General features: G+C 72.7%; 15 protein-coding genes. 6 read left to right on the top strand and 9 right to left on the bottom strand.

Annotated features, from left to right (window positions below; genetic code table 11):
* Positions 1–27 precede the first annotated feature (27 nt).
* Positions 28–3,585, top strand: a complete 3,558-nt coding sequence (locus ACYVK7_RS02600) for a bifunctional proline dehydrogenase/L-glutamate gamma-semialdehyde dehydrogenase (RefSeq protein ID WP_460886113.1) — start codon at positions 28–30, stop codon at positions 3,583–3,585.
* Between the two features lie 137 nt (positions 3,586–3,722).
* On the opposite strand, the gene ACYVK7_RS02595 is transcribed toward ACYVK7_RS02600, so the two are convergent.
* The 7 genes from ACYVK7_RS02595 to ACYVK7_RS02565 form a co-directional block, all read right to left on the bottom strand.
* The gene (locus tag ACYVK7_RS02595) at positions 3,723–4,748 is read right to left on the bottom strand and encodes a LacI family DNA-binding transcriptional regulator (RefSeq protein ID WP_460886112.1); all 1,026 of its coding nucleotides are present in this window, start codon (positions 4,746–4,748) and stop codon (positions 3,723–3,725) included.
* Complete coding sequence (locus tag ACYVK7_RS02590; protein WP_460886111.1) at positions 4,745–6,328, bottom strand: GH1 family beta-glucosidase; 1,584 nt, start codon at positions 6,326–6,328, stop codon at positions 4,745–4,747. Before ACYVK7_RS02590 ends, ACYVK7_RS02595 begins: the two co-directional genes overlap by 4 nt.
* An 8-nt stretch (positions 6,329–6,336) precedes the next feature.
* A complete protein-coding gene (locus ACYVK7_RS02585; RefSeq protein ID WP_460886110.1) occupies positions 6,337–7,254 on the bottom strand; it encodes a carbohydrate ABC transporter permease in 918 nt (305 codons plus the stop codon).
* Positions 7,251–8,267: a carbohydrate ABC transporter permease gene (locus tag ACYVK7_RS02580; protein WP_460886109.1), complete on the bottom strand. Its 1,017-nt coding sequence runs from the start codon at positions 8,265–8,267 to the stop codon at positions 7,251–7,253. The genes ACYVK7_RS02585 and ACYVK7_RS02580 overlap by 4 nt, the downstream gene beginning before the upstream one ends.
* A 179-nt stretch (positions 8,268–8,446) precedes the next feature.
* On the bottom strand, positions 8,447–9,775 hold the full coding sequence (locus tag ACYVK7_RS02575) for an ABC transporter substrate-binding protein (protein WP_460886108.1): 1,329 nt from the start codon (positions 9,773–9,775) through the stop codon (positions 8,447–8,449).
* Positions 9,776–9,966: 191 nt separating this feature from the next.
* Positions 9,967–11,310 (bottom strand): ABC transporter substrate-binding protein, encoded by a 1,344-nt coding sequence (locus ACYVK7_RS02570; RefSeq protein ID WP_460886107.1) that lies wholly within the window; start codon positions 11,308–11,310, stop codon positions 9,967–9,969.
* A gap of 273 nt (positions 11,311–11,583) precedes the next feature.
* Positions 11,584–12,108: a DUF2505 domain-containing protein gene (locus ACYVK7_RS02565; RefSeq protein WP_460886106.1), complete on the bottom strand. Its 525-nt coding sequence runs from the start codon at positions 12,106–12,108 to the stop codon at positions 11,584–11,586.
* A 158-nt stretch (positions 12,109–12,266) separates the two neighbouring features.
* Between ACYVK7_RS02565 and ACYVK7_RS02560 the strand changes: the two genes are divergently transcribed.
* Complete coding sequence (locus tag ACYVK7_RS02560) at positions 12,267–13,748, top strand: sensor histidine kinase (protein ID WP_460886307.1); 1,482 nt, start codon at positions 12,267–12,269, stop codon at positions 13,746–13,748.
* 108 nt (positions 13,749–13,856) lie between these two features.
* On the opposite strand, the gene ACYVK7_RS02555 is transcribed toward ACYVK7_RS02560, so the two are convergent.
* Positions 13,857–14,105 (bottom strand): WhiB family transcriptional regulator, encoded by a 249-nt coding sequence (locus ACYVK7_RS02555; RefSeq protein ID WP_026365970.1) that lies wholly within the window; start codon positions 14,103–14,105, stop codon positions 13,857–13,859.
* Between the two features lie 288 nt (positions 14,106–14,393).
* Between ACYVK7_RS02555 and ACYVK7_RS02550 the strand changes: the two genes are divergently transcribed.
* Positions 14,394–14,816, top strand: coding sequence for a hypothetical protein (locus ACYVK7_RS02550; protein ID WP_460886105.1), 423 nt, complete (start codon positions 14,394–14,396; stop codon positions 14,814–14,816).
* On the opposite strand, the gene ACYVK7_RS02545 is transcribed toward ACYVK7_RS02550, so the two are convergent.
* Positions 14,779–17,787: an FtsK/SpoIIIE domain-containing protein gene (locus ACYVK7_RS02545; protein WP_460886104.1), complete on the bottom strand. Its 3,009-nt coding sequence runs from the start codon at positions 17,785–17,787 to the stop codon at positions 14,779–14,781. The genes ACYVK7_RS02550 and ACYVK7_RS02545 overlap by 38 nt on opposite strands.
* A gap of 306 nt (positions 17,788–18,093) precedes the next feature.
* Between ACYVK7_RS02545 and ACYVK7_RS02540 the strand changes: the two genes are divergently transcribed.
* The 3 genes from ACYVK7_RS02540 to ACYVK7_RS02530 all read left to right on the top strand — a co-directional run bounded on the left by ACYVK7_RS02540 (position 18,094) and on the right by ACYVK7_RS02530 (position 24,241).
* A complete protein-coding gene (locus ACYVK7_RS02540) occupies positions 18,094–18,915 on the top strand; it encodes an ABC transporter ATP-binding protein (protein WP_460886103.1) in 822 nt (273 codons plus the stop codon).
* Positions 18,915–21,530: an FtsX-like permease family protein gene (locus ACYVK7_RS02535; protein ID WP_460886102.1), complete on the top strand. Its 2,616-nt coding sequence runs from the start codon at positions 18,915–18,917 to the stop codon at positions 21,528–21,530. The genes ACYVK7_RS02540 and ACYVK7_RS02535 overlap by 1 nt, the downstream gene beginning before the upstream one ends.
* A 101-nt stretch (positions 21,531–21,631) precedes the next feature.
* Entirely contained in the window at positions 21,632–24,241 is a 2,610-nt protein-coding gene (locus tag ACYVK7_RS02530) for an FtsX-like permease family protein (RefSeq protein ID WP_460886101.1), read from the top strand.
* Position 24,242: the final 1 nt, after the last annotated feature.

Genomic DNA, 24,242 nt, shown 5'->3' with positions numbered 1-24,242 from the left:
GACCGCGATCGGGTGCACCCTGGAAGCATGAAGACCTCTGCTCGGCGCGAGAGCGCCGCACCCGCCGCAGTCCCGACCGGGGGCACAGGCGCACCGGACAGCGCCACACGGCAGGCTCCGACCGAGCCGCCCGTGCAGCCCGCCGCCGACACGCTGGTCGAGGACGCCGTAGCCCTCGCCAGGACGTGGATCGGTACCGCCACCGGCCCCGCCGCCGGTGACACCGCCGGCAGTGCAGCCGGCAGCACCAGGACCGGCCGCACCAGGACCGACAAGGCCGTCGCCCGCGCGTCCGCTGCCCTCGGCGCGCTCGTCTCCGACCCGGCGGGCCTGGAGCTCGCCGTCGGGTTCGTCGACGACGTCGCCCGACCGCAGGACACCCAGGTCGCCGCGAAGGCCCTGGCCCGGCTCGGCAAGCAGGCCGGCAGCGCCACGTTCCTCAGCCCGGCGGACCGCGCCCTGTTCCGGGCCGGCGCCCTCGCCGCGCCGCTGTTCCCCGGCATCGTGGTTCCCGCCGCGCGCGCTCGTCTGCGCCAGCTCGTCGGGCACCTCGTGGCCGACGCCGGATCCGGGCTCACCGCGCACCTCGCCCGCACGCGCGCCGAGGGCTACACCCTGAACGTCAACCTGCTCGGCGAGGCGGTCCTCGGCGAGGAGGAGGCGGCGGCGCGCCTGGCCCGCACCATCGCGCTGGTCGAGCGGCCGGACGTCGACTACGTGTCGGTCAAGGTCTCCAGCGTCGCGGCGCAGCTCGTCACGTGGGACCTCGAGGGTTCACGGGACCGCGTCGTCGAGCGCCTGCTGCCGCTCTACCGTGCGGCCCGCGACCACGGCGTCTTCCTCAACCTCGACATGGAGGAGTACCGCGACCTCGCCCTGACCACGGCGGTGTTCACGGAGATCCTCGGCCGCGACGAGTTCCGCGACCTGGAGGCCGGCATCGTGCTGCAGGCCTACCTGCCCGACGGCCTCGGGGCGCTGGACGGGCTCACCGAGTTCGCGACCCGGCGCGTCGCCGACGGCGGTGCGCGCATCAAGGTCCGCGTGGTGAAGGGCGCGAACCTCGCGATGGAGCATGTCGAGGCCACCCTGCACGACTGGGCCCAGGCGCCGTACCCGACCAAGGCCGACGTCGACGCCAACTACGTGCGCATGATCGACCACGCGCTGCGCCCCGAGCGCGCGCACGCCGTCCGCATCGGCGCGGCGTCGCACAACCTGTTCCACGTCGCGCTCGCGATCCTGCTCGGCCGTGCGCGCGGCGTCTCCGAGGCGCTCGACGTCGAGATGCTGCAGGGCATGGCGCCCACCGAGGCGGCGGCGGTCCGCGACGAGGTCGCCAAGGACGACGGCCGGGTGGTCCTGTACACCCCGGTCGTGCGGGACGAGGACTTCGACGTGGCGATCTCCTACCTGGTGCGCCGCCTGGAGGAGAACGCGACGGAGCAGAACTTCCTGCACGCGGCGTTCGCCCCCGCGACGACCGGCTCCGAGCCCGCGATGGACCGACAGGAGGCCGCGTTCCGCGCGTCCGTCGAGCTGGGTGTGCACTACGCGCCGGCCGACGTCACCCCGCGCCGCCGTCCGCGCCACGCGCCGCAGCCGGTGGCAGGACCGTTCCGCAACGCCGTCGACACCGACCCCTCCGTCGAGGCGCACCGCGCGTGGGCGCGACAGGTGACCGGCACGGGTTCCGGGTACGCACCCGCCCTGGCGGAGCCGCTGGCGACACCCGCCCAGGTGGACGACGTCGTGGCGCTCGCCCGACGCGCGAGCGCCGCCTGGTCCAAGGTCTCCGGGCCGGACCGTGGACGGGTGCTGCGTGCCGCGGCCGAGCACCTCGAGGCCGCGCGGACCGACCTCGTCGCCGCGATGGTGCACGAGGCGGGCAAGACGGTCGCGGAGGCGGACCCCGAGGTCAGCGAGGCCGTGGACTTCGCCGCCTACTACGCCCAGGCGGCCGAGGCGCTCGACCCGACCTCGGAGGCGTGGCCGGGTGCGCGCTTCACGCCTGACGGCGTCACCCTGGTCACTCCGCCCTGGAACTTCCCCGTCGCGATCCCGATCGGTGGGGTGCTGGCGGGGCTCGCGGCCGGGACCGCGGTGATCGCGAAGCCCGCGCCGCCCACGCCGCGCTGCCTGGAGATCGCCGTCGAGGCCGTGCACGCCGCGCTCGACGAGGTCTGCCAGGAGATCGGGCTCGACTCGGCGCTCGCCCGCGACGTCGCGCAGTTCGTCCGGGTACCGGACGGCGACCTCGGCCGCCGGCTCGTGACGCACGACGGCGTGTCCCGCGTGATCCTCACGGGCGCCATCGAGACCGCCGAGATGTTCGCCTCGTGGCGGCCGGAGCTGCCGGTGCTCGCGGAGACGTCGGGCAAGAACGCGCTGATCGTCACCCCGTCGGCCGACCTCGACCTGGCCGTCGCCGACGTGGTGCGCTCCGCCTTCGGGCACGCGGGGCAGAAGTGCTCCGCCGCGTCGCTCGTGATTCTCGTCGGTTCCGTGGGCGACCCTCGCACCGTGACGGGCGAACGGTTCCGGCGGCAGCTGACCGACGCCGTCGCGTCGCTCGCCGTCGGACCTGCCACGGACCTGGCGACCGTGATGGGACCGCTCACCGAGCCCGCCCAGGGCAAGCTGCTGCGCGCCCTGACCACGCTGGAGCCCGGCGAGGCATGGCTGGTGCGACCGCGTCGGCTGGACGCCGTCGCTCAGGAAGCGGGGCTGGGCCGCGGCAGGCTCTGGACCCCCGGTGTGCGGGACGGCGTCCGTCCCGGCTCGTTCTTCCACCTCACCGAGTGCTTCGGCCCGGTGCTCGGCATCATGACGGCGCGCACCCTCGACGAGGCGCTCGAGCTGCAGAACGCCGTGTCGTTCGGCCTCACGGGTGGCATCCACTCCCTGGACGACGCCGAGGTGGACCGCTGGCTCGACCGCGTCGAGGTCGGCAACGCGTACGTGAACCGGCACATCACCGGCGCGATCGTGCAGCGCCAGTCGTTCGGCGGCTGGAAGGCCTCGTCGGTCGGACCGGGCGCCAAGGCCGGCGGGCCCAACTACGTCGCACAGCTCGGCCGCTGGGAGGACGCGCCCGACGTGCCCTCCCGCACGGCGGACCCGGCCGGCTGGCTCGCCTGGGCCCGGGCCGACGACGACCGCGCCTGGGTCACCGAGTTCGCGCCGGAGCACGACCCCTCGGGGCTCGGTGTCGAGACGAACGTGTTCCGCTACCGGCCCGTCCCCGGCATCACGGTGCGGGTCGGCGCGGGCGCGCAGGACGTCGAGGTGCAGCGCGTGCTGGCGGCGGCCGCTCGTGCGGACGTGCCCGCGACCGTCGTCGGGCAGCGGGAGATGGCGGACGAGACGTTCGCCGAGGCCGTCGCCGACGGCAGGGTGACCGGCCGGATCCGGGTGGTGGGTGAGGCGCCCGGCCTGCGTGACGCGGCGGCCAGCCGCCTGGGGTCGACCACGGTGCTGGACGCCCCGGTCCTGGCGAGCGGCCGCCGGGAGCTCCTGACGATGCTCCGCGAGCAGGCGGTAAGCCGCACGATGCACCGCTACGGCCACCTCCGCACCACCTAAAAAACGCCGAGGTAGTCCTCTGGCGAGGTAGTCATGCAGCGAGGTAGTCACGCAGCGCGAACTGAGTGACTACCTCGCCAGACGACTACCTCGCCAGACGACTACCTCGCCAGACGACTACCTCGGCGGGGCGAGGGTCAGGCCGAGTCGCCCTCGATCAGGCGGGGGGCGAAGATGCGGCGCTCGTCCCGGACCGGCCGGCCCGCGACCAGGTCGACCAGCATGCTCGTGGCCGCCCCCACCATCTGCACCACCGGGTTGTGGACCGTGGTGAGGCGCGGGGAGGTCGTCTCGGCGATGCCGAGGTCGTCGAACCCGACCACGGAGACGTCACCGGGCACGGACCGGCCGCGCTCGGCGAGCACGCGCAGCGTGGCCTCCGCCATCAGGTCGGAGGCGGCGAAGATGCCGTCCAGGTCGGGGTGCTGGTCCAGCAGCCGGCCAGCCGCCACGACGGCTCCCGCCGACGTGAAGTCGCCCTCGACCATGGCGTCGCCGGGCAGCCCGGCGTCGCGGAGCGCGTCGCGCCACCCGATCATGCGGTCCACGCCGGCCGGCATGTCGAGCGGTCCCGTGATGGTCCCGATGCGTCGCCGCCCGCGGTCGATCATCCGCTGGGTGGCGATGCGTCCGCCCGCGACGTTGTCGACGTCCACGTAGCGCAGGCCGCGGGAGAACTGCGGGTCGGGCTCGAAGAGCCGCCCGACGAAGACGGCGGGCAGCATGGTCGGGCCGAGCTCGGTCTCCAGCTGGTCGCCTTGGTGGTGCGACGCCACGATGACGCCGTCCACGTGGCCGCTGCGCAGGTAGCGCCCCACGCGCCCGCGCTGCTCGCCCGGCCGGGCGAGCAGCAGCACGAGCTGCAGGTCCGTCCCGGCCAGCCCCTCGCTGACCCCCGCGAGGGTGCCGCTGAGGAACGGGTCGGTGAGGATGCGCTGGTCCGGCTCGGGCACCACGAGGGCTATCGAGTCGGTCCGCCGGGTCACGAGCGACCTGGCGGCACGGTTGGGCGCGTACCCGAGGCGCGCGACGGCGTCGTCCACCGCCGCCTGCGCCTCGGGAGAGACTCGCAGGCCACCGTTGATGGCACGCGACGCGGTCGACCGGGATACCCCGGCCGCCTGGGCCACGTCGTCCAGGGTGGGTGGGCCTGAGGTCGTCACGCCTGGGAAACCGCCTTGTCTCCGCCGTTGTCGTCGCGCTCGTGCGCCGAGGGCGTCGCCGTCCGCTCAGGAACGGCGTTGGCCCGCGCGACCTGACCGTACCAGCGGCCCGACGCCTTCACCGTGCGCTCCTGCGTCTCGTAGTCGACTCGCACGAGGCCGAAGCGCTTGCCGTAGCCCCACGCCCACTCGTAGTTGTCGAGCAGCGACCAGCCGAAGTAGCCGCGCACGTCGGCGCCCTCGTCGATCGCGTCCTTGACGGCGCGCAGGTGCACGTCGATGAACTCCAGGCGCTGCTGGTCGTCCACGAACCCGTCCGGCCCGGCGACGTCCTCGTAGGCGCTGCCGTTCTCGGTCACGTACAGCGCGATGCCGCGCGGTCCCGTGTAGTCCTCCTGCAGCCGCAGCAGGAGCCGGGTCAGCCCCTCGGGCTGGACCTCCCAGTTCTGGTCCGTGACCGGCAGGCCGCGCGGGTGCGTGTACGCGCCGTCGCCGCCGGGGAACGGGGACGACGACGGGCGGGTCACCGGGGCACCACCCTCCAGCGGCCGCTCGGCGGGCGTCGCCGAGACGGCGTTGCCGTGGTAGTAGTTCACCCCGAGCGAGTCGATGGGCGTCGAGATGATCTCGAGGTCACCCTCCTGGATGTGCCGCTCGAGCCCGTACTCGCGCACGTCCTCCAGCACGTCCGCGGGATAGGCCCCGCGCAGGATCGGGTCGGCGAAGATGCGCGTGAACCCGCCGTCGAGCCGGCGCGCGGCGTCGACGTCGGCGGGGTCGTCCGGGTTCAGTGGGTCCTCGACCTCGAAGTTGAGTGTGATGCCGAGGTTCGCGTCGGGCGCCCGCTCGCGCAGGGCCTGCACGGCCAGGCCGTGGGCCAGCGACAGGTGGTGCGCGGCCGCGAGGCCGTCCTCGCGGGACTGCCGGCCCGGTGCGTGCTGGCCGCCCGTGTAGCCGAGGAACGCGGCGCACCACGGCTCGTTGAGCGTGGTCCACACGTCGACGCGGTCACCGATCGCCTCGTGCATGGTCACGGCGTAGTCGCGGAACCGGAACGCGGTGTCGCGGTTCACCCAGCCGTTCGACTCGGCCTCGATGGCCTGCGGCAGGTCCCAGTGGTAGAGCGTGAGCCAGGGCAGGATGCCCGCGCCCAGCAGCTCGTCCACGAGCCGGTCGTAGTACGCGAGACCCGCCGGGTTGACCTCGCGGCCACCGGGGACCACGCGGGCCCACGACGTCGAGAACCGGTACGCCTTGATGCCGAGGTCCTTCATGAGCGCGACGTCGGCCGGGTAGCGGTGGTACTGGTCGCAGGCGACCTCGCCGTCCTCCTGGCCGAGCACGGCGCCGGGGACCTTGGCGAACACGTCCCAGACGGAGTCCTCGCGACCGTCCTCGTGGGCGGCGCCCTCGACCTGGTAGGCCGCCGTGGCGGCGCCCCACAGGAACCCGTCGGGGAACGGGACCGTGCCGGACGCGTTCGACGTCGGCACCGTCCGCGGAGCGGTCGGGGTGTACGGCAGGGCGAAGCCGGGCGCCGGCGCCCGGAGCGTCCCCGTGGTCTTGACGTTCAACGTCATCTCCTGAGTCATCCCTTCACGGCTCCCTGCATGATGCCTGCCACGAGCTGCTTGCCGACGAAGGCGAAGATCACGAGGAGCGGGAGCGTCACGAGGAACACACCACCCATGACCAACGAGTAGTCCACGAAGTAGTTCGACTGCAACGACTTTACGACGAGCGGAAGGGTTGGATTTTCTGAGTTGAGCACGATCGAGGGCCAGAAGTAGTTGGTCCACTGCTGGACGAACGTGAACAGCCCGAGCATCGCGGCCGCCGGGCGGGCCGCGGGCAGCGCGATGGACCAGAACGTGCGGATCATGGAGGCGCCGTCGACACGGGCGGCCTCGATCAGCTCGTAGGGCAGGGCCTCGGACAGGTACTGCGTCATCCAGAACACGCCGAACGCGGCGACCAGGGCCGGCACGATGACGGCCTGGAGCTTGCCGATCCAGCCGAGGTCGGACATCAGGATGTACAGCGGGATCACGCCGAGCTGGGTGGGCACGGCCATGGTCGCGATGACGAACACGAGCAGGGGCCCGCGGCCGCGGAAGCGCAGCTTGGCGAACGAGTACCCGGCCAGCGTGGAGAACAGCACGACCGACGCCGAGACGAGGATCGCGATGATCAGCGAGTTGGCCAGCGCGAGCCAGAAGTTGATCTGGGTGGCCTCGATGACCGTGCGGAACTGGGTGAACAGCGACAGGTCCGGCAGCCACTGCGGCACCGCGTTCTGCGAGATCGCCACGGGGTCGGACGAGCCGAGCAGCAGCGTGAAGTACAGCGGGAAGACGGAGATCAGCAGCGTGATCCCGAGCAGCGCGTAGACGATCCAGCCGGCACGGCGGGTGCCTGCGCCGTAGGACCTCCGCGCCCGACGGCGGACGGCGGCCTTGGCGGCGCCCGGGCCGGCGGTCTGGGCGGTGACGGCGACGGAGCTCATGCTTTCCCTCCGGTGATGCTCTTGCGCTTGGACTTCTTGGCGGGGCCCGCCGACGAGATCCGCTGGGTGACCATGAAGTTCACCAGGCCGATCACGACGATCAGGAGGAACAGCAGCCAGGCGACGGCGGAGGCCCTGCCGAGGCTGTGCTGGTTGCCCCAGGCCGTGTCGTAGAGGAACACGACGGTGGTCATCCAGTTGCGGTCCGGTCCGCCGAGGCCGATCGGGTCGAACAGGCGCACCTCGTCGAAGATCTGCAGTCCGCCGATGGTGGAGGTGATGACGACGAAGATGATGGTGGCGCGGATCTGCGGCACGGTGATGGAGAAGAACTGGCGCACGCGGCCGGCGCCGTCGATCACGGCGGCCTCGTAGAGGTCGCGGGGAACCGCCTGCATCGCGGCGAGGAAGATCAGGGCGTTGTAGCCCATCCAGCGGTAGTTGACCATCGTGGCGATGGCGACGTGGCTGGCGATCCGGTCGCCGTGCCAGGCGATCGAGTCCAGCCCGATCGTGTTGAGCGCCGAGTTGATGAGGCCGTACTGGTCGGCGAACAGGCGGCCGAAGATGATCGACACGGCCACGGGCGCGACGACGTAGGGGATCAGGACGCCCATGCGCCAGAACGTCGCCGCGCGGAGGTTCTGGTCCAGCAGAGCGGCGATGGTGATCGCGATGACCACCTGTGGCACCGAGGAGAACACGAAGATCGACAGCGTGTTGACCAGGGACTTCCAGAACGTCGGGTGGGCCAGCACGTCCGCGAAGTTCTGCAGGCCGACGAACTCGCCCTGTCCGCCGAGCAGGCTCCACTCGTGCACCGACACGAAAGCGGTGTAGGCGAGTGGGAACAGGCCGGTCACCGCGAACAGGATGAAGAACGGCGAGATGTACAGGTACGGGGAGAGCTTCACGTCCCAGCGGCCCAGCCGCTGGGAGAAGCCGATTCTGCGCGACTCGCGCTGGGACGCACCGGAGCCCGGTGCCGATCGTTGAGGTGTCAGGACAGCCATTTCATCTTCCGCCGCGTCATCGTCGGTGTGGGTCACTTGTGGGGCGCACCCGTGAGGTGCTCGCGCACGATCCGGTGGCCGAGCTGGACGGGACAGCGTCCCGACCAGCTCGACCACCGGATCACGTCAGCCGTAGGTCCGGCCCGGGTCCAGGCCCGGTCCCGGCCAGGGGCTCAGGTTCAGCCGAGGGCCGCGGCCTTCTCGACGGCCTCGTCCCAGGACTTCTGGGCGTCCTGCGACTTGGAGATGTCGACGCGGTTGAGCGCGTTGGTGACCTCGTCACGGATGGCGAAGTAGTTGGCGCCCTTGTAGGGGGCACCGTCGATGTTCTGGGCGCGGGTGGAGAAGATCTCACCCACCGGTGCGTCGTTGAAGAACGGGTTGGTGAAGCTCTGGACGGCCTCGGATTCCTGCGCCTCGAGCTGCGACGGGAACGTACCGGCCGACTCGAAGGCCTTGGTCTGCTGCGCGGGGTCGGTCAGCCAGGCGGCGAGCTCCTTGGCGGCCTCGGTGTTCTCGCCCGAGGCGGGCACGGTCAGGAACGAACCGCCCCAGTTACCGCCGCCACCGGGGAAGACGTCGGCGACGTCCCAGCCCTCGACGCCACCGGAGCGCTCCTCGATCGGGCCGGTCATCCAGGCCGGGCAGAGCATCGTGGCGAAGGCGTTGTTCTGGAAACCAGCGTCCCAGTCGCCGCCCCACTGCTCGAGGCCGGCCGACAGGTCGTCCTCGACGGATGCGGTGATCTCGTCGTAGATCGCCTTGACCTCGGTGTTGTCGCCGAGCACCTTGGGCTCACCCGTCTCCGGTTCCTCGAACGCGGCGGGCAGCTGGTTGACCATGCCCTGGAAGGTGCCGGCGGCGCTGTCGTACCAGGCGGCGTCGGACTTCTTCACGAACTCGCGGCCCGCGGCGAAGTAGTCCTCCCACGTGGCGCTCTCGCCACCGAGCAACTCGGCGACCTCTTCACGGTCGGTCGGCAGGCCGGCCTCCTTGAACAGGTCGGCCCGGTAGCAGATGGCCTCAGGGCCGATGTCGGTGCCGTAGCCGATGACCTTGCCCTCGGGCGTCGTGGCCTGCTGGACCTTCCAGTCCACCCAGCGGCCGTCGAGCGCGGGGTCGGCCAGGTCGGTGAACAGGTCGGGGTACTGCATGAGCTCCGGCAGCCAGTCGACCTCGATGGCCTCGATGTCGGCCAGGCCCTCGCCACCCGCGGCGAGCTTCGTGGTCATGTTGCTGCGGGCATCGTCGGTCGTGGCCGCCGTGATGTGCTCGACGGTGACGTTCGGGTGCTCCTTCGTGTACTCGTCGAGCATCTCTTCCGTGTAGCCGAAGTCGTTGAACGTCGCGACCTTCAGCGTGATGGGGCCGTCCTCGCCGGATCCGCCTTCGGATCCTTCGGCAGCCCCACCGCAGGCGGTGAGGGCGAGGGCGACGGCGGCGACACCGGCCGTCGCCTGGAGGGTGCGGGCTGCGGCGCGCCGCGTGGGTCGGGTACTGCTCAGCACAGGGGACTCCCTTGTCGTGCGGTCTGGGGCTTGCGGTCAAGCGTGTGCGGTCGCGTGACGTGCGAGCACGTCGGCGTACCTGCGCTGGAAGCGCTCCCAACAGGATGGTGTGGTAGCGCTTCCACGGACACTGATCGTTGCGTCAGGGGCTGTCCTGTGTCAAGGGCGGTCCCGGGCGAAGACTGCTTCTGTCACTCCTTCACCCGCAGATCACCCACGGTCTGGACTGCCTGGTTCCAGGCGATCTCCGGGCCGCTGCTGCCCGTGTCGACGGCGGTGAGGGCGTTGTTCACCTCGTCGCGGATCGCGAAGTAGTACGGGCCCTTGTACGGCGCGCCGTCGATGGACTGCGACCGGTCGGTGAAGATCTTGCCCACCGGCGCGTTGTTGAAGAACGGGTTGGTGTACCCCTGGACGGCCTCGGAGTCCTGCGCCTTGTGCTGCGACGGGAACGCACCCGCCTCGGTGAAGGCCTTGGTCTGCTGCTCGGGTGCGGTGAGCCACGCGGCGAGCTTCTTCGCCTCCTCGGTGTAGGCGCCCGCCGACGGAACGGTCAGGAACGAGCCGCCCCAGTTGCCGCCGCCACCGGGAAAGACGTTCGCGACGTCCCAGCCCTGCACACCTTCCGAGTAGGACTCGATCGGGCCCATCATCCAGCCGGGGCACAGCATCGTCGCGAACGCGTCCTGCTGGAACCCTGCGATCCACTCGGGTGTCCACTGCACCAGGCCGGCCGAGAGGTCGTCACCGATCGCCGACGTGATCTGGTTGTAGACCGAGCGGACCTCGTTGTTGACCGCGAGCTCGGTCGGCTTCTGCGTCGCCGGGTCCTCGAACGCGGCCGGAAGCTGGTTGATCATGCCCTGGAACGTTCCGGTGGCGCCGTCGAACCACGCGACCTCGGACTGCTCGGTGAACTGGCGCCCCACCTCGAAGTAGCGCTCCCACGTGGCGTCCTTGCCGCCGAGGAGCGCGGCGACCTCTCCGCGCTCGGTCGGCAGGCCCGCGGCCTCGAACATGTCGGCGCGGTAGCAGATGGCCTCCGGGCCGATGTCCGTGCCGTACCCGAGCAGCTTGCCGTCCGGTGTGGTGGCCTGCGCCACCTTCCAGTCCACCCAGCGCTTGGTGACCTCCGGGTCCGTCAGGTCCTCGAAGAGGTCGGGGTGCTGCATCAGCTCAGGCATCCAGTCGACCTCTGCCGCCACGACGTCCGCGAGCTCGGCGCCGTCACCCGTGGTGAAGGCCTTGAGCATCTGCAGGCGCGCCTCGTCCGAGGTGGGAGCCACGACGTGCTCGACCGTGACGTTCGGGTTCTCCTTCGTGTACGCCGCGAGGAGCTCGTCGGTGTACCCGAAGTCGTTGAACGTCGACACCGTGAGCGTGATGGGCGCGTCGGCGTCCTCCACATCTGCGGGACTCTGCCCGAGGAGCGAGCCACAGGCCGTGAGGGGCAGGACGAAGACCGTCACCGCGGCAAGGGCCGCACGTCGGGGGGTGACGGTCCGGCTTCGGACCGGTCCGTGTTTGCTGGGCACTGGGACTCCTCGTGATCGGGACGCGTGTGTCGGGGCGGAAAGCGATATCAGAGCACAAAGTTGCCCACATCCGACACGAATGTTCGCTCAGGTTCTAGCACTCGCCCGGCGAAAAGGGCAGAGGCTGAACGAACCGCAGGTTGCAATTGGGAAACTATGTCCGAGATGGGGCGGTTGCGCCAGGTCGGGGGAAGGAAGTGGTCAGGAGTCCGGCAGCGGTGCTCGACGCGGCCGGCAGCGGGCGCCCTCGTGGGGCGTCCGGAGCGGGACGGCTCAGGCCGTGCCGGTGCGCTTGCCCGCGAGCCAGTCGCGGCCGGCCTCGGCCTCGGTCTCGAGGGTGGTGCGTACCGCGCTGACCGCCGCCTCCTCGATCACCGCGCCGAACAGGGGCACGGTGGCCCGCACGTCGCCCGCGTAGGTGAGCCGCGTGCCGCCGTCGGGCAGGGAGGTCATGGCCGCCGTCGCGGTCACGCGGACCGGTGCCCCCATGATCTCGACGGCCACCGTGCCGGTGCGCCGGCCCTCGGCCGCCGCCTCCCAGGCCTCGGCCTGGCGGATCTCGAGGTGCGCGCCCACGAGCGGGCGGGCCTGCACGGGGATGATGTCGGTCGGCAGGGTGCGCCGGACCACCACGGTGAACCCGGTGGCGGCGCTGCCCGTGACGTCGGCCTGCTCGACCGTGCCGTTCACGGATCCGGTGGAACGCTGGGCACGCCACCGCACGAACGACTCGTCGGCGAGCATCGCGGAGACGTCGTCGATGTTCGCGGGGAACGTCAGGTCCACTGTCAGGTGCACGGGCTTTCCTCCTCGCGCCGACGGAGCATGCCGGTGGTGGAACTCTAACCGACGCTTTGCGGGCGTTCGCTCCGCGGGGGTGGCGGCCCGACCGCGGGTACGCGCCGTGCACGCGACGGGCCATGGATGGTTCCGCATAGGCTGGGCGCGTGTCCGCCATGAGTGACCTGATCCTTGAGCACGCCGACCTCGAGCCGGCCGACGTGGAGTGGCTGCATCTCCTGGTCGGCGACTGGCAGGTGGTCTCGGACCTGGCGTTCGCGGACCTGGTGCTGTGGCTGCCCACCGACGACGGCCGGTTCGTGGCGGTCGCCCAGTGCCGCCCCTCGACGGGGGCGACGGTGCACTACGACGACATCGTGGGCTCCTTCGCGCCGGAGGGGCAGCGTCCGCAGCTCGCCAAGGCGATGGCCGAGGCCAAGGCGCAGCGCGCCAGGGAGCCGCGCTGGTTCGGTGCCTACGCGGTGCGCGAGGAGGCGATCCCCGTGGTGCACAAGGACACGGCGGTGGCGGTGATCGCGCGGCAGACCAACCTCGGTTCGGGGCGCACGCCGTCCCGGCTGGAGCTGAATTACGTCGAGGCCGCCGATGACCTCGTGGCGATGATCCCCCGGGGTGAGTTCCCCCTGCCGAACGCGGCGACGGGTTCACGACGCGGCGCCCCGCGCGTCGGCGACGGGCTCATCCGCCTCAACTCCGAGGGCGAGGTGCTGTACGCGAGCCCGAACGCCCTGTCGTGCTTCCATCGGCTCGGCGTGATCGGCCCGCTCGTGGGGCAGTCGCTCGTCGAGGTGACGGCGGACATGGTCGAGCAGCTCAAGCCGGTCGACGAGTCGCTGCCCCTCGTGGTGATGGGCCGGGCACCCTGGCGCACGGACATCGAGGCGCACGGGGTGTCGCTGTCGCTGCGGGCGATGCCGCTGACCGACCGCGGTCAGCGCATCGGCGCCGTGCTGCTCTGCCGTGACGTGTCCGAGCTGCGCCGGCGCGAGCGTGAGCTCATCACCAAGGACGCGACGATCCGCGAGATCCACCACCGGGTGAAGAACAACCTGCAGACCGTGGCGGCGCTGCTGCGGCTGCAGGCCCGGCGCATGGACGTGCCGGCGGCGAAAGAGGCGCTCGAGGAGGCCATGCGCCGCGTCTCGACCATAGCTCTGGTGCACGAGAGCCTGTCGCAGACCCTGGACGAGCAGGTGGAGCTGGACGACATGGTCGGCAGGGCCCTGCGGCTCACCGCGGACGTCGCCTCGGCGGGCACCTCGGTCCGCACCGTGCGCAACGGCTCGTTCGGGATGGTGCCGGCGCAGGACGCGACGCCGCTCGCCCTGGTGCTCACCGAGCTGGTCACCAACGCGGTGGAGCACGGGTTCGTCGGTCGCACGGTCGGCACGATCGAGATCGGTGTGGAGCGCAGGCACTCGGACCTGCGGGTGGTCGTGGCCGACGACGGCGTGGGCCTGCCCGAGAACGGTGGTGCCGGCGGGCGAGGCCCCGGCAGCGGTCTGGGCACGCAGATCGTGCGCACGCTCGTCACCAACGAGCTCGGGGGGACCATCGAGTGGTCGGCCCGCGAGGGCGGGGGCACCCAGGTGGAGCTGCAGCTCGTGCTGCGGGTGGCCGACTCAGGGCGACCCTGAGCGGAACCTCGGGGGACGCGGAGCGGAGCGCGAAAGGAATGACGCGAGCCGCGCCCGAGCGAAGGGGGAGTGCTCAGGCGCGGCTCGCGGAAAAGCTGGGGCGGGGAGTCAGCCCGCGCGGCGGGCGCGCGCGGTGCGGCGCTTGAGCGCGCGGCGCTCGTCCTCGCTCATACCGCCCCAGACGCCGGCGTCCTGGCCGGACTCGATGGCCCACTTGAGGCAGGTATCGACAACGTCGCAGCGACGGCACACTGCCTTGGCTTCCTCGATCTGCAGCAGGGCCGGGCCCGTGTTGCCGATCGGGAAGAACAGTTCGGGATCTTCTTCGAGGCATGCTGCGCGGTGGCGCCAGTCCATGGTCACGTACTCCTTGGAAGGAACTACCCGCCGTCCGGCTCGCCAGTGGGAGCGTCGTCGTCGTGCGTCTGGGGCGCACAGGTCTGGTTATGGATCGATTGTCTCGATCCCTGTGCGCCAGGCGGCGACCGACGGGGGTCTGTTCGGGGGTGTGGTGGATTGCTGCGTCTAGGTTCACACGCTCGTGAACGCTCGCACAAGGGGTTACGGGCAAGTTTCTGCGCAGTGAACCCTGAGGTATCCGTCACACTATTGTGAATAGCCCTCTCACCAGTATCCTAGTCCGTCGTGCCAGTACTGGAAGCCTTTTTCGCGCATCGTGTCCCGGCGTTTCTTCGTGCCCTCGTGATCGGCGTCCTGGTCGAGGTGATCGGCCTCGTTGCTTTCGGCGTGGTGTTACTTGGTGAACTCCTTACGGGCGGTTCCTCATCTGTCGGCGTGAGTCTCTTTCTGGTTCTCTTCCTCCTGGGTGTTGCCTGGGTTCTTGTGGTGTCCGCGCGGGCACTTCTGGCCGGCCGTCGTTCGGGTCGCGGACCCGTCGTGACCTGGCAGCTCTTTCAGATCATCGGGTCCGTCGCCGCGATCGGCAGTGGCACGGGCATCGCCGTCACGGGCGGCTGGGCGGCTCTCGTGATCGCCGTGGTCGTGGGGGCCCTGCTCATGACGCCCTCCGTCACGGCGGCGACGTCGGAGACCGGCTCCGAGCACTGATCCCCGGCTCCAGAACCTGGCAGAGCACCGGGTCACCGCGGCCGCACCACGCGGCCCGGCCCGGTGGGCCGCCCGCTCCGGCGAGCGCCACCGGCACCCCGAGCACGACGTCGGCGGCGCGGTCGGTGCCGAGCAGCACCAGGCGCGGACCCACGCGCGACGCCAGACCGCCCACCGACGGGGCGTCCGCCGAGAGGGCGAACGCGACCCCCGACCGCAGCGCGGCCGGTGGCAGGGTGCCGCGTGCGTCCTCGGCGCCGTCGACGAGCACGAGCGTACGGACCGGGCCCACCCCGCCGTCCCCGCCCTCGCCCACCCTCTCGTCCGCGGCGGAGAGCAGATGGGCCACCGCCTCCGCGTCGTCCGGGCGGGCCGTCCGGCCGTAGCCCGGATGTCTGCCCAGCGGCGCGAGCGCCGCTGGGTCGCGCGTGATCCCGTGCACCGTCCAGCCGCGCCGCAGTGCCGCCAGCGCGACGGTGACCAGCGCGGTCGTGCGCCCGGAGCGGGCCCGGCCGACGACCGCGAGGTGGCCGTCGTCCGGGTCCCACGTGACGGTCGTGCGCCGCTGTCGTCCGGGGTCGTCGCCGAGGGCGAGCACGAGCCCCGCCCGGCTCCTGCGGGTGGCCGCCGGCAGGTCCGCGACGGAGGCTCGCCGGGGAAGCTGTGGGAGCCACGGCGGCGGGCCGGGCACGTGCCCCAGCGCGCCTGCCGCGCGCCGGGCGGCGTCGACCACGGCGACGTCGGGCGCCACGGGGGCGAGCCGGCCGCCTGGCGGGTGCGGCGCGAGGTAGGCAGTCGGCCGGGGGTGGCCCGGTGCGCCGCGGCCGCCGGGCCAGGCCGGGGCCCGGCGCACCGGTGGCATCTCGGCCGCGGGCGGTGCCGTGGCGTGCGCGCACTGCAGCGGCACCGGCGGCGCAGATCCCAGGCGGAGCACCGCCCGGCCCGGGGTGGCGACCGGGATGCGTGCGGCGGCAGGATCGTCGAGCACGTCGCGCGACTCCAGCGTGTCGGTCACGCGGAGCGCGAGGCGCGCGCTGACGTTCGCCCGCAGGTCCGGTCCCACGGCGCCACCGGGGCGTTGCGTGGCGAGCACGAGGTGCACGCCCAGCGACCGCCCTTGCGCCGCGACGCGTAGCAGGCCGGGCAGAAACTCGGGCAGGTCATCGGCCAGCGCCCGGAACTCGTCGATCACCACCACGAGCCGGGGCAACGTCCCGGGTGGCAGCAGGGCGACGTCGGGCACGGCGCGCCCGGCGAGGACCTGTTCGCGACGGCGCAGCTCCGCCCGCAGCCCGGCCAGCGCCCGCGCGGCCAGACCGGGCTCGAGGTCGCTGACCTGGCCCACCACGTGCGGCAGGCCGGGGCACGCGCCGAGGCTCGCACCACCCTTGAAGTCCACCAGCACGAGGGCGAGGTCCGCGGGGGACCGGGTCAGCGCGAGCCCGAGCACGAGGGTCTGCAGCAGCTCCGACTTGCCCGACCCGGTGGTGCCGGCGACGAGCAGGTGCGGCCCGTCGCGGAGCAGGTCGAAGCACACGGGCGCGCCGTCAGCTCCGATGCCGAGCGGCACGGTCCATCCGCCTGGGGCTGCCCATCGCGCCGTGAGCCGTTGCGGTGAGGGCACCTCGGCGAGCTCGTGCGCCCTGGTCAGGGGAACGACGGCGGGCAGGGCGGATCCCTCCGGCCGCTCGATGCCGGCGGTCCGGCCGAGCCGGGCGGCGCCGGCCAGCAGGCGGGCCAGGTGCTCGGCCCACTCCGTCGTGACACCGACGAGCGGCACGGTACGCGCCGCTCCGTCCGGCCCGGAGACCCGGACGCGGCGGGCGTCGAGGACGCGCGCGACCACGCGGCACCCGGGCGGGACCGCGCCGACGGACACCACGAGGTCGGCGGCGGGCGAGGCACCGGACGTCGGGGTGGTCAGGGCGGCCGGGGCGGCCGGGGCGTGCCCGCCCGGGCCGGGAGTGCTCTCCAGCACCAGGACCACCGGCCCACCGTCAGGCAGCCAGCGCACCCAGGACCAGCCCCGTGCTCCGTCGCCGACCCGAACCGTCGCGCCCCTGGCCGCACGCCCGGCGACCACCGCGCGAGCGACCGACCGGGCCAGGTCGCGAGGGCCGAGCACCGCGACGGACCCGTCGTGCAGCAGCGGCTCCCAGGGGTCGTCGGGCAGTTGCGGCGGGACGTCCGGACCGTGGCTCGTGGCGTCGCCGACGTCTGCGGGGCGGGTACCACGAGCCCCTCGCGCCGCCTCCCACGCGCCCGGCGAGACGTGGAGCGCCGCGTGGGCGAAGGCCAGGAGCCCGCCAGGTCCCGGTAGCGCCCGCCGTCGGCTCCTCGGGCTGGCTGCGGTCGTCGCCCGCTGCCGGGCGGCGCGGAGCTGTGGAAGTGCCACAACCACGCCTACCAGCGCGAACACCGCCAACAGCGGCTGGCGCAGCACCGCGGCGAGGGTGAGCGAGGCCAGCGCGGGGAGCAGGGTGAGCGCCCAGGGGACGCCGCCGTCCGGCGGCGCCGGCGGGGGTGCGAGCCAGGTGGCCGGGCCTTCGGTCCGCCGGATCGCGAGGCGCCCGCCGGCCCGCAGCCGGGCCCAGGTCCGGAGTGCCGCCAGGAGGCTGTCGGCGCCCACCACCGACCCGGCGCCCGGCCCGGTGACCCGGGTGACCAGCCAGGGCCGGCTCGCGGCCGACCGGAGGCCAGGACCGGGCGCGGGCTCGGCCACCGGCCTGCCCGGCTGCCGCACCCGGACGACCGCTCCGGGCAGCAGGGGGCGCTCGCCGACCACCTGGTCGTCGGTCAGCGGCGCGCCGTCGACCACGAGGGCGGCGTACCGCAGCTCCGGCCGCCGGGCGAGCGTCGCGAGGGGCGCACGCAGGTCGGCCAGGCGGGTGCCGGGTCGCAGCAACAGGTCCTCGCCGGGGTGCAGGGTGACGCGCACGGCGCCGTCGGAGGGCGTGGTGGGGCGGAGCATGCGTCCAGCCTCGTGGTGCGACCGTCCGGTGCGGGACCGTCACGGGGTGTCCTGTGCACGATCAGCGTTTCCACAGGTAGGGCGTCGTGCTCCTCGCGGTGGGACCCCTGGGGGTGTGCCCTTAGTCGGGACGCCCGGACGTACGACCAGGGGATGACACCGCCCGGGAAGGATCAGGCCGAAACCCGATGTCCAGACGGCAGCCGGCTCCGTAAGTTCGTTGCTGCCGGCCGTACCGGGGTCAACCCCGGGAAAGCCGGACCACTTTTCGCCGACCCCAGCAGCATCGACTCGAGGAGCAATCTCGTGGACACCACCGTGTACGTCCCGGCGGACCAGCCGGCCCCTGTGCCGGGCGGCGCCGCCCGCGCCGTGCGGGCTCGGAGCCTGACGAAGACGTATGGCAAGGGCGAGGCGACCGTGCGGGCGTTGGACGGTGTGGACGTGGACTTCGAGCAGGGTCGGTTCACGGCGATCATGGGCCCGTCCGGGTCGGGCAAGTCGACGTTGATGCACCTCCTGGCCGGGCTGGACTCCGCGACCAGCGGTCAGGCGTTCCTCGGCGACACGGAGATCACCGGTCTGAACGACAAGGCCCTGACGCGGTTGCGTCGCGACCGCGTCGGGTTCGTGTTCCAGCAGTTCAACCTCCTGCCGATGTTCACCGCCGAGCAGAACATCACGCTGCCCGTCGAGCTCGCCGGCGGCAGCGTCGACAGGGCCTGGCTCACCACCCTGGTCGACACCCTCGGCCTCGCCGGCCGGCTGACGCACCGCCCCGGAGAGCTCTCCGGCGGGCAGCAGCAACGCGTCGCGATCGCCCGCGCCCTGATCGCGCAGCCTGATGTGGTGTTCGCGGACGAGCCGACGGGGAACCTGGACTCGCGTTCGGGGGCCGAGGTCCTGTCGTTCCTGCGCCGTTCGGTGCGTGAGCTGGGTCGCACGATCATCATGGTCACGCATGACCCGTCGGCTGCGGCGTACGCCGACCGCGCCGTGCTGATCGCGGACGGTCGTATCGCGGGTGACATCAGCGACCCGACGCCCGAGTCCGCGATGGCCGGCCTCGACGCCCTGCGCACCCTCGAGCCTGAGGCGACCACGCGCGGGTCCGGAGCGGGCGCCTGATGGCCACCTCCATGCCCGCGGCACGCCTCACGCTCGCGCAGATGCGCCGCAGCGCCGGCCGCCTGGCGTCGGCAGGCATCGCCATCGCCATCGGTACGGCGTTCGTCGCGGCCACGCTGCTCACCGGAAGTCTCATCAACAGCATCACCCAGAACCAGGTCACCGCCACCTTCGCCGACGCGGACCTGGTGGTCTTCGGCGACGAGTCGCTGACCCCCGCCGACCTCGAGGCCACCCGGAACGTCGACGGCGTCGCCGCGGCGGATCCGCAGGTGCCCCAGTTCGCGGAGCTCAACCACGCGGGGAAGTCGGTGTGGCAACAGCTCATCGGCGTGGCGTCGGACGAGCGCCTCGCTGCGCTCGAGCTGACCGACGGTGCCTGGCCGGCGGCGGACGACGAGGTGGCACTTCCCCCGGACGTCGCGGAGCGTCTCGGGGTCGGCCTCGGTGACGTCGTGGCCTCGTCCCGGTGGGTCATGGACGACGAGCCCACCACCTTCGAGGACGGCAGCGAGGGCTACGACGGCACACAGGTCATCGACAAGCTGATCGTGACCGGGTTCGTGGACGACCCCTTCCACGCCTACCCCGGCGGCGGCGCTGCGGTGCTGACCCAGGCCGCGATCGCGGACCGGCTCACCGACGAGACCGAGCCGGGCGAGGAGCCCGCCGTCGGCGCGATCGTCGTCGCGCTCGACGGCTCGGCCGACGCGGCGGAGACCGACGCGGCCATCGCGGACGCCGTTCCCGGTGCCCGCGACGTGATGGCCACCGAGGAGTACTCCACGAAGGTGGTGGCAGACATGTCGGGCGGGGCGGACATCATCTACCTCGTCTTCGTCCTGGCCTTCGCCGCCGTCGCCCTGGTCGTCGCCGGCCTCGTCATCGCGAACACGTTCCAGGTGCTCGTCGCGCAGCGTGCTCGCACCCTGGCACTCCTGCGCTGCGTCGGTGCCAGCACCGGACAGCTCTACCGCAGCGTGCTGCTCGAGGCCGTGGTCCTCGGCACCATCGCCTCCCTCGTCGGCATCACCGGCGGCACGGCGCTGGTCCAGGCGGGGCTCATGGTCGCCCCGGCCTTCGACCTCGACGTAGCACTGCCGGAGGCCGTCGACCTGAGCGCGGCAGTGTTCGTCTGGCCGCTCGTCGTCGGCATCGGCGTGACCCTCGCCTCCGCACTGGCCCCCGCACGCTCCGCGGCCCGCGTGGCCCCGCTGGCCGCCCTCCGGCCCGCCGACGCACCCACGCTCCGCAAGGGTGCCGGACGCCTCCGCGCCGTGTTCGCGGCCCTCGCCACCCTTGGCGGGCTCGCGGCGATCGCCGGTGGAGTCTCCACCGCGCTGGGATCGGACGGCAGCGCGGACCCGACGCTGCCGCTGGCGGCTGTCGTGGGCGGTGGCTGCCTGTCACTGATCGGCGTGATCGTCGGCTCGGTGTTCTGGTTGCCGAAGGTCACGGCGGGCATCGGCAGGTTCGTGGGTGCCGCCGGCCCGTCGGCCCGGCTCGCGACGGCGAACACCTTGCGCAACCCCCGGCGGACGGCGGCGACGGCGACCGCCCTGCTGATCGGCGTCACCCTCGTCGGCATGATGACGACGGGCGCCGCGACCGCACGCACCACCCTGGACAACGAGCTGGACACGCTGTACCCCGTCGACATCCAGGTCGCGACCACGACGTCGGACGACGACGGGCAGCAGGCCACGATGCCACCCGCCGTCACCGACGCGGTGGGCGGTGTCGAGAAGCTCGCGGCCGTCGCCCAGGTGACCACGGCGAGCGTGGACACGCCCGACGGGAGACGGCCTGCCATCGACGTGCTCGCGGCGGACCCGGACGAGCTGCGTGGCGTCGTGAACGACCCGGACGGCCTGAGGGACCTGCGGCCCGGCACCCTCGTGGTCCCGGAGGAGCTCGCCAGGACCCAGGAGATCGACGGTCTCGACGAGATCGTGCTCGACGGGCCCGGCGGTACCACGACCCTCCACGTCGTGACCGCCGACCTGACGTACGGGACGGCGTTCGTCACGGCACAGGACCTCGCCGTGGTCCACCCCGACCTGCGGCCCAACGAGGTCTGGGCGGACGTCGCGGGCGAGCAGGAGGTGGAGTCCGCCATCTCGGCGGTGCAGGACGCCGTGGCGACCACGGACGAGGTGGTCGACGTGGGCGCGGCCGTCGCCGAGCGGGACAGCATCCAGCAGGTCATCGACATCATCCTGGCCCTCGTGGTCGGACTGCTCGCCGTCGCGGTGCTGATCGCGCTGATCGGCGTGGCCAACACGCTGTCGCTGTCCGTCATCGAGCGGACCAGGGAGAGCGCCATGCTGCGGGCGATCGGGCTCTCGAAGGCGCAGCTGCGGACCATGCTCGCCATCGAGGGGATGCTCATCGCGGGGGTCGGCGCCGTGCTCGGCATCGTCCTCGGCCTGCTGTACGGCTGGGCCGGTGCGATCAGCGTCCTGAGCTCCGTCGGCGACGTGTCGCTCGTGGTCCCGTGGGCCGAGATCGCGGCCGTCCTCGGCATCGCCCTGCTGGCGGGCCTCGTCGCCTCTGTCGCACCGGCACGCGCGGCCGTGCGCACCCACCCCGTGGCGGCGCTCGCCGCGGAGTAGCCGACACAGCACGCCCGGTCAGCACGCGGCAGCCGCAAGGACTCGAGGGAGACGAACGTGACCACCATCGTGCACGTCCCACGGAGCCGGCAGGCCTCCGCGTGCTGACCGCCGACCCCACCACCCGCGTCGCCGTCGGCCAGATGCGTCGCAGCATCGGCCGGCTGGCGGCGGCGGGCCTCGCCATCGTCATCAGCACGGCGTTCGTGGCCGCGACGCTGCAGGCGGGCACCATCATCACCAGCACGACCTACGCCCAGGTGGCCGCGCAGTACGCCGACGCGGACCTCGTGGTCTTCGACCGGGACGGCACGATGGTCCCCGCGGACACGAACGCCGTGCGCGACGTCGAAGGGGTCGCGGCGGCCGACGGGTTCCGTGGGACGTACGCGGAGCTGAGCCACGGTGGCAGGACCGTCTACCAGTCGGTCGTCGCGACCCCCTCCGACGAGCGGCTCTCGCCGCTGGTCCTGGCCGACGGCGAGTGGGCGGACGGTCGCGACCGCATCGTGCTGCCCGTCGAGCTCGCCGGCCTCTTCGGCGTCGGCGTCGGCGACACCATCGCCTCGACCCGCTGCCTGCGGGGCAGCCAGCAGGCCATGGACGAGAACGGCGCGGAGTGCTACGGCGGCAAGGAGGTCGCCGAGGAGCTGACGGTGTCTGGCCTCGTCGCCGACCCGCTCGGCACCTACGCGGCGGGCGGCGGAGTCGCCGTCATCGGCCCCCGGGCGTTGCGCGAGCGGCTCACCGACGACGCGGGCGGCAGTGAGCCACCCGGCATGCGGACCCTCGTCGTCGCCCTGGACCGGCCGGGCGACGACGACGCGGTCGGGGCGGCCGAGAAAGCCCTCGCCGCGGCCGTGCCGACCGCCACGGGGGTCACCACACCCGAGGAGTACGCGGAGGACGTCGTCGCGGGGATCTCGGACGGCCAGAACATCGTCTACCTCGTGTTCGCCCTCGCCCTGGCGGCTGTCTCCCTGGTGGTGGCAGGCCTCGTCATCGCGAACACGTTCCAGGTCCTCGTCGCACAGCGGTCGCACACCCTCGCGCTCCTGCGCTGCGTCGGCGCGAGCACCGGGCAGGTCTACCGCAGCGTCCTGCTCGAGGCGGCGCTCCTCGGCGCGGTCGCCTCGGCGGCGGGCGTCGTCGTCGGCTCGCTGCTCGTCCAGGCAGGCCTCCTGATCGCGCCGGGCTTCGACATCGGGGTGACGCTGCCCCGGACGATCACACCGGACGCGCCCGCGCTCCTCGTCCCGATCGCCGTCGGCCTGCTCGTGACCCTCGCCGCCGCGCTCGCCCCGGCGCGGGCCGCCTCGCGCGTAGCCCCGCTCGCCGCGCTGCGACCCGCCGCCACACCCGGCCGGCACGCCACGAGCCGCGCCCAGGCGTTGTTCGCGGCGCTCGCGACCGTAGGCGGACTGGTGGTCATGGCCGGGGGCGTGACCCTCGGGCGCTCCGGCACCATCGACGCGGGGCTGTTCGCCGCGGTGCTCGGCGGCTCCGTGTCCCTGGTCGGCGTCATCGCGGGGTCGGTGTTCTGGTTGCCGCGCGTCGCCGCCGGCTTCGGCCGGCTCGTCGGCGTCGGCGGACCCACCGCGCGCCTCGCGTCGGCCAACACGCTGCGCAACCCCCGGCGCACCGCCGCGACGTCCACCGCCCTGCTCGTCGGCGTCACCCTGGTCTCCATGATGACGACAGGCGCCGCCAGCGCGCGCCTCGCCATGGACGACGAGCTGGACGCGCGCTTCCCCGTCGACCTCCAGGTCAAGAGCACGACGTACGACGAGAACGGAGCGAGCGCCGTTCCCGCCACCGTGCTCGACGCCCTCGCCGGCGTCGACGGGCTGACGGCACTGACCACGGTGACGAACGTGTCCGCCGGACGGGCGGACGAGGGCAGGCCCGTGCAGGTCGCCGTGGTCAGCCCGGCGGCTCTGCGCGCCGTCGCCAACACCCCCGTCGACGCCGAGCTGCTGCGGCCCGGCACCATCGTGGTGCCGCAGCGCGCGGCCGCGCTGTACGGGCTGGAGGGCCTCGGCACCCTCGAGCTCACCGGACCGGACGGCGACGTGACGCTCCACGTCGCGCACAGCGGGTCCGATGCCGACCGGGCCTACCTGACGCCGCAGGACCTCGCGGCCTTCGACCGTGGGGCCGCGGCGGGCGAGGTCTGGGCGAGGACCGACGACGGCCAGGACGCGGCTGAGATCGTCAGCACCGTGCAGGACGCGGTCTCCACGACCGGCGCGACCGTCGCGGTCACCGGAATCGTCGTCGAGCGGGCCGCGTACCAGCGGATCGTCGACGCCATCCTCGCGATCGTGGTCGGGCTGCTCGCCGTCGCGGTGCTGATCGCGCTGATCGGCGTGGCCAACACCCTGTCCCTGTCTGTCATGGACCGTGCCAAGGAGAACGCCGTGCTGCGCGCGATCGGGCTCTCGAAGGGCCAGCTCCGGGCCACGCTCGCCGTCGAGGGCACGGTCATCGCCGGGGTGGGCGCGGTGCTCGGCGTCGCGCTCGGCCTCGTGTACGGCTGGGCCGGCGCCACCACCGCGCTGTCCGCGCTCGGCAGCGTGCCGCTCGTGGTGCCGTGGACCGAGATCACGGTGGTCCTCGCCGTCGCTCTCGGTGCGGGGCTGGTCGCCTCGGTGGTCCCGGCGCAGGCAGCGGCCCGCACCCGTCCTGTGGCGGCGCTCGCGGCGGCCTAGC

This window comes from Promicromonospora xylanilytica (assembly GCF_054782895.1).
The sequence above is the reverse complement of the archived record's forward strand: the minus strand, read 5'-3'. Positions and strand labels throughout refer to the sequence as shown.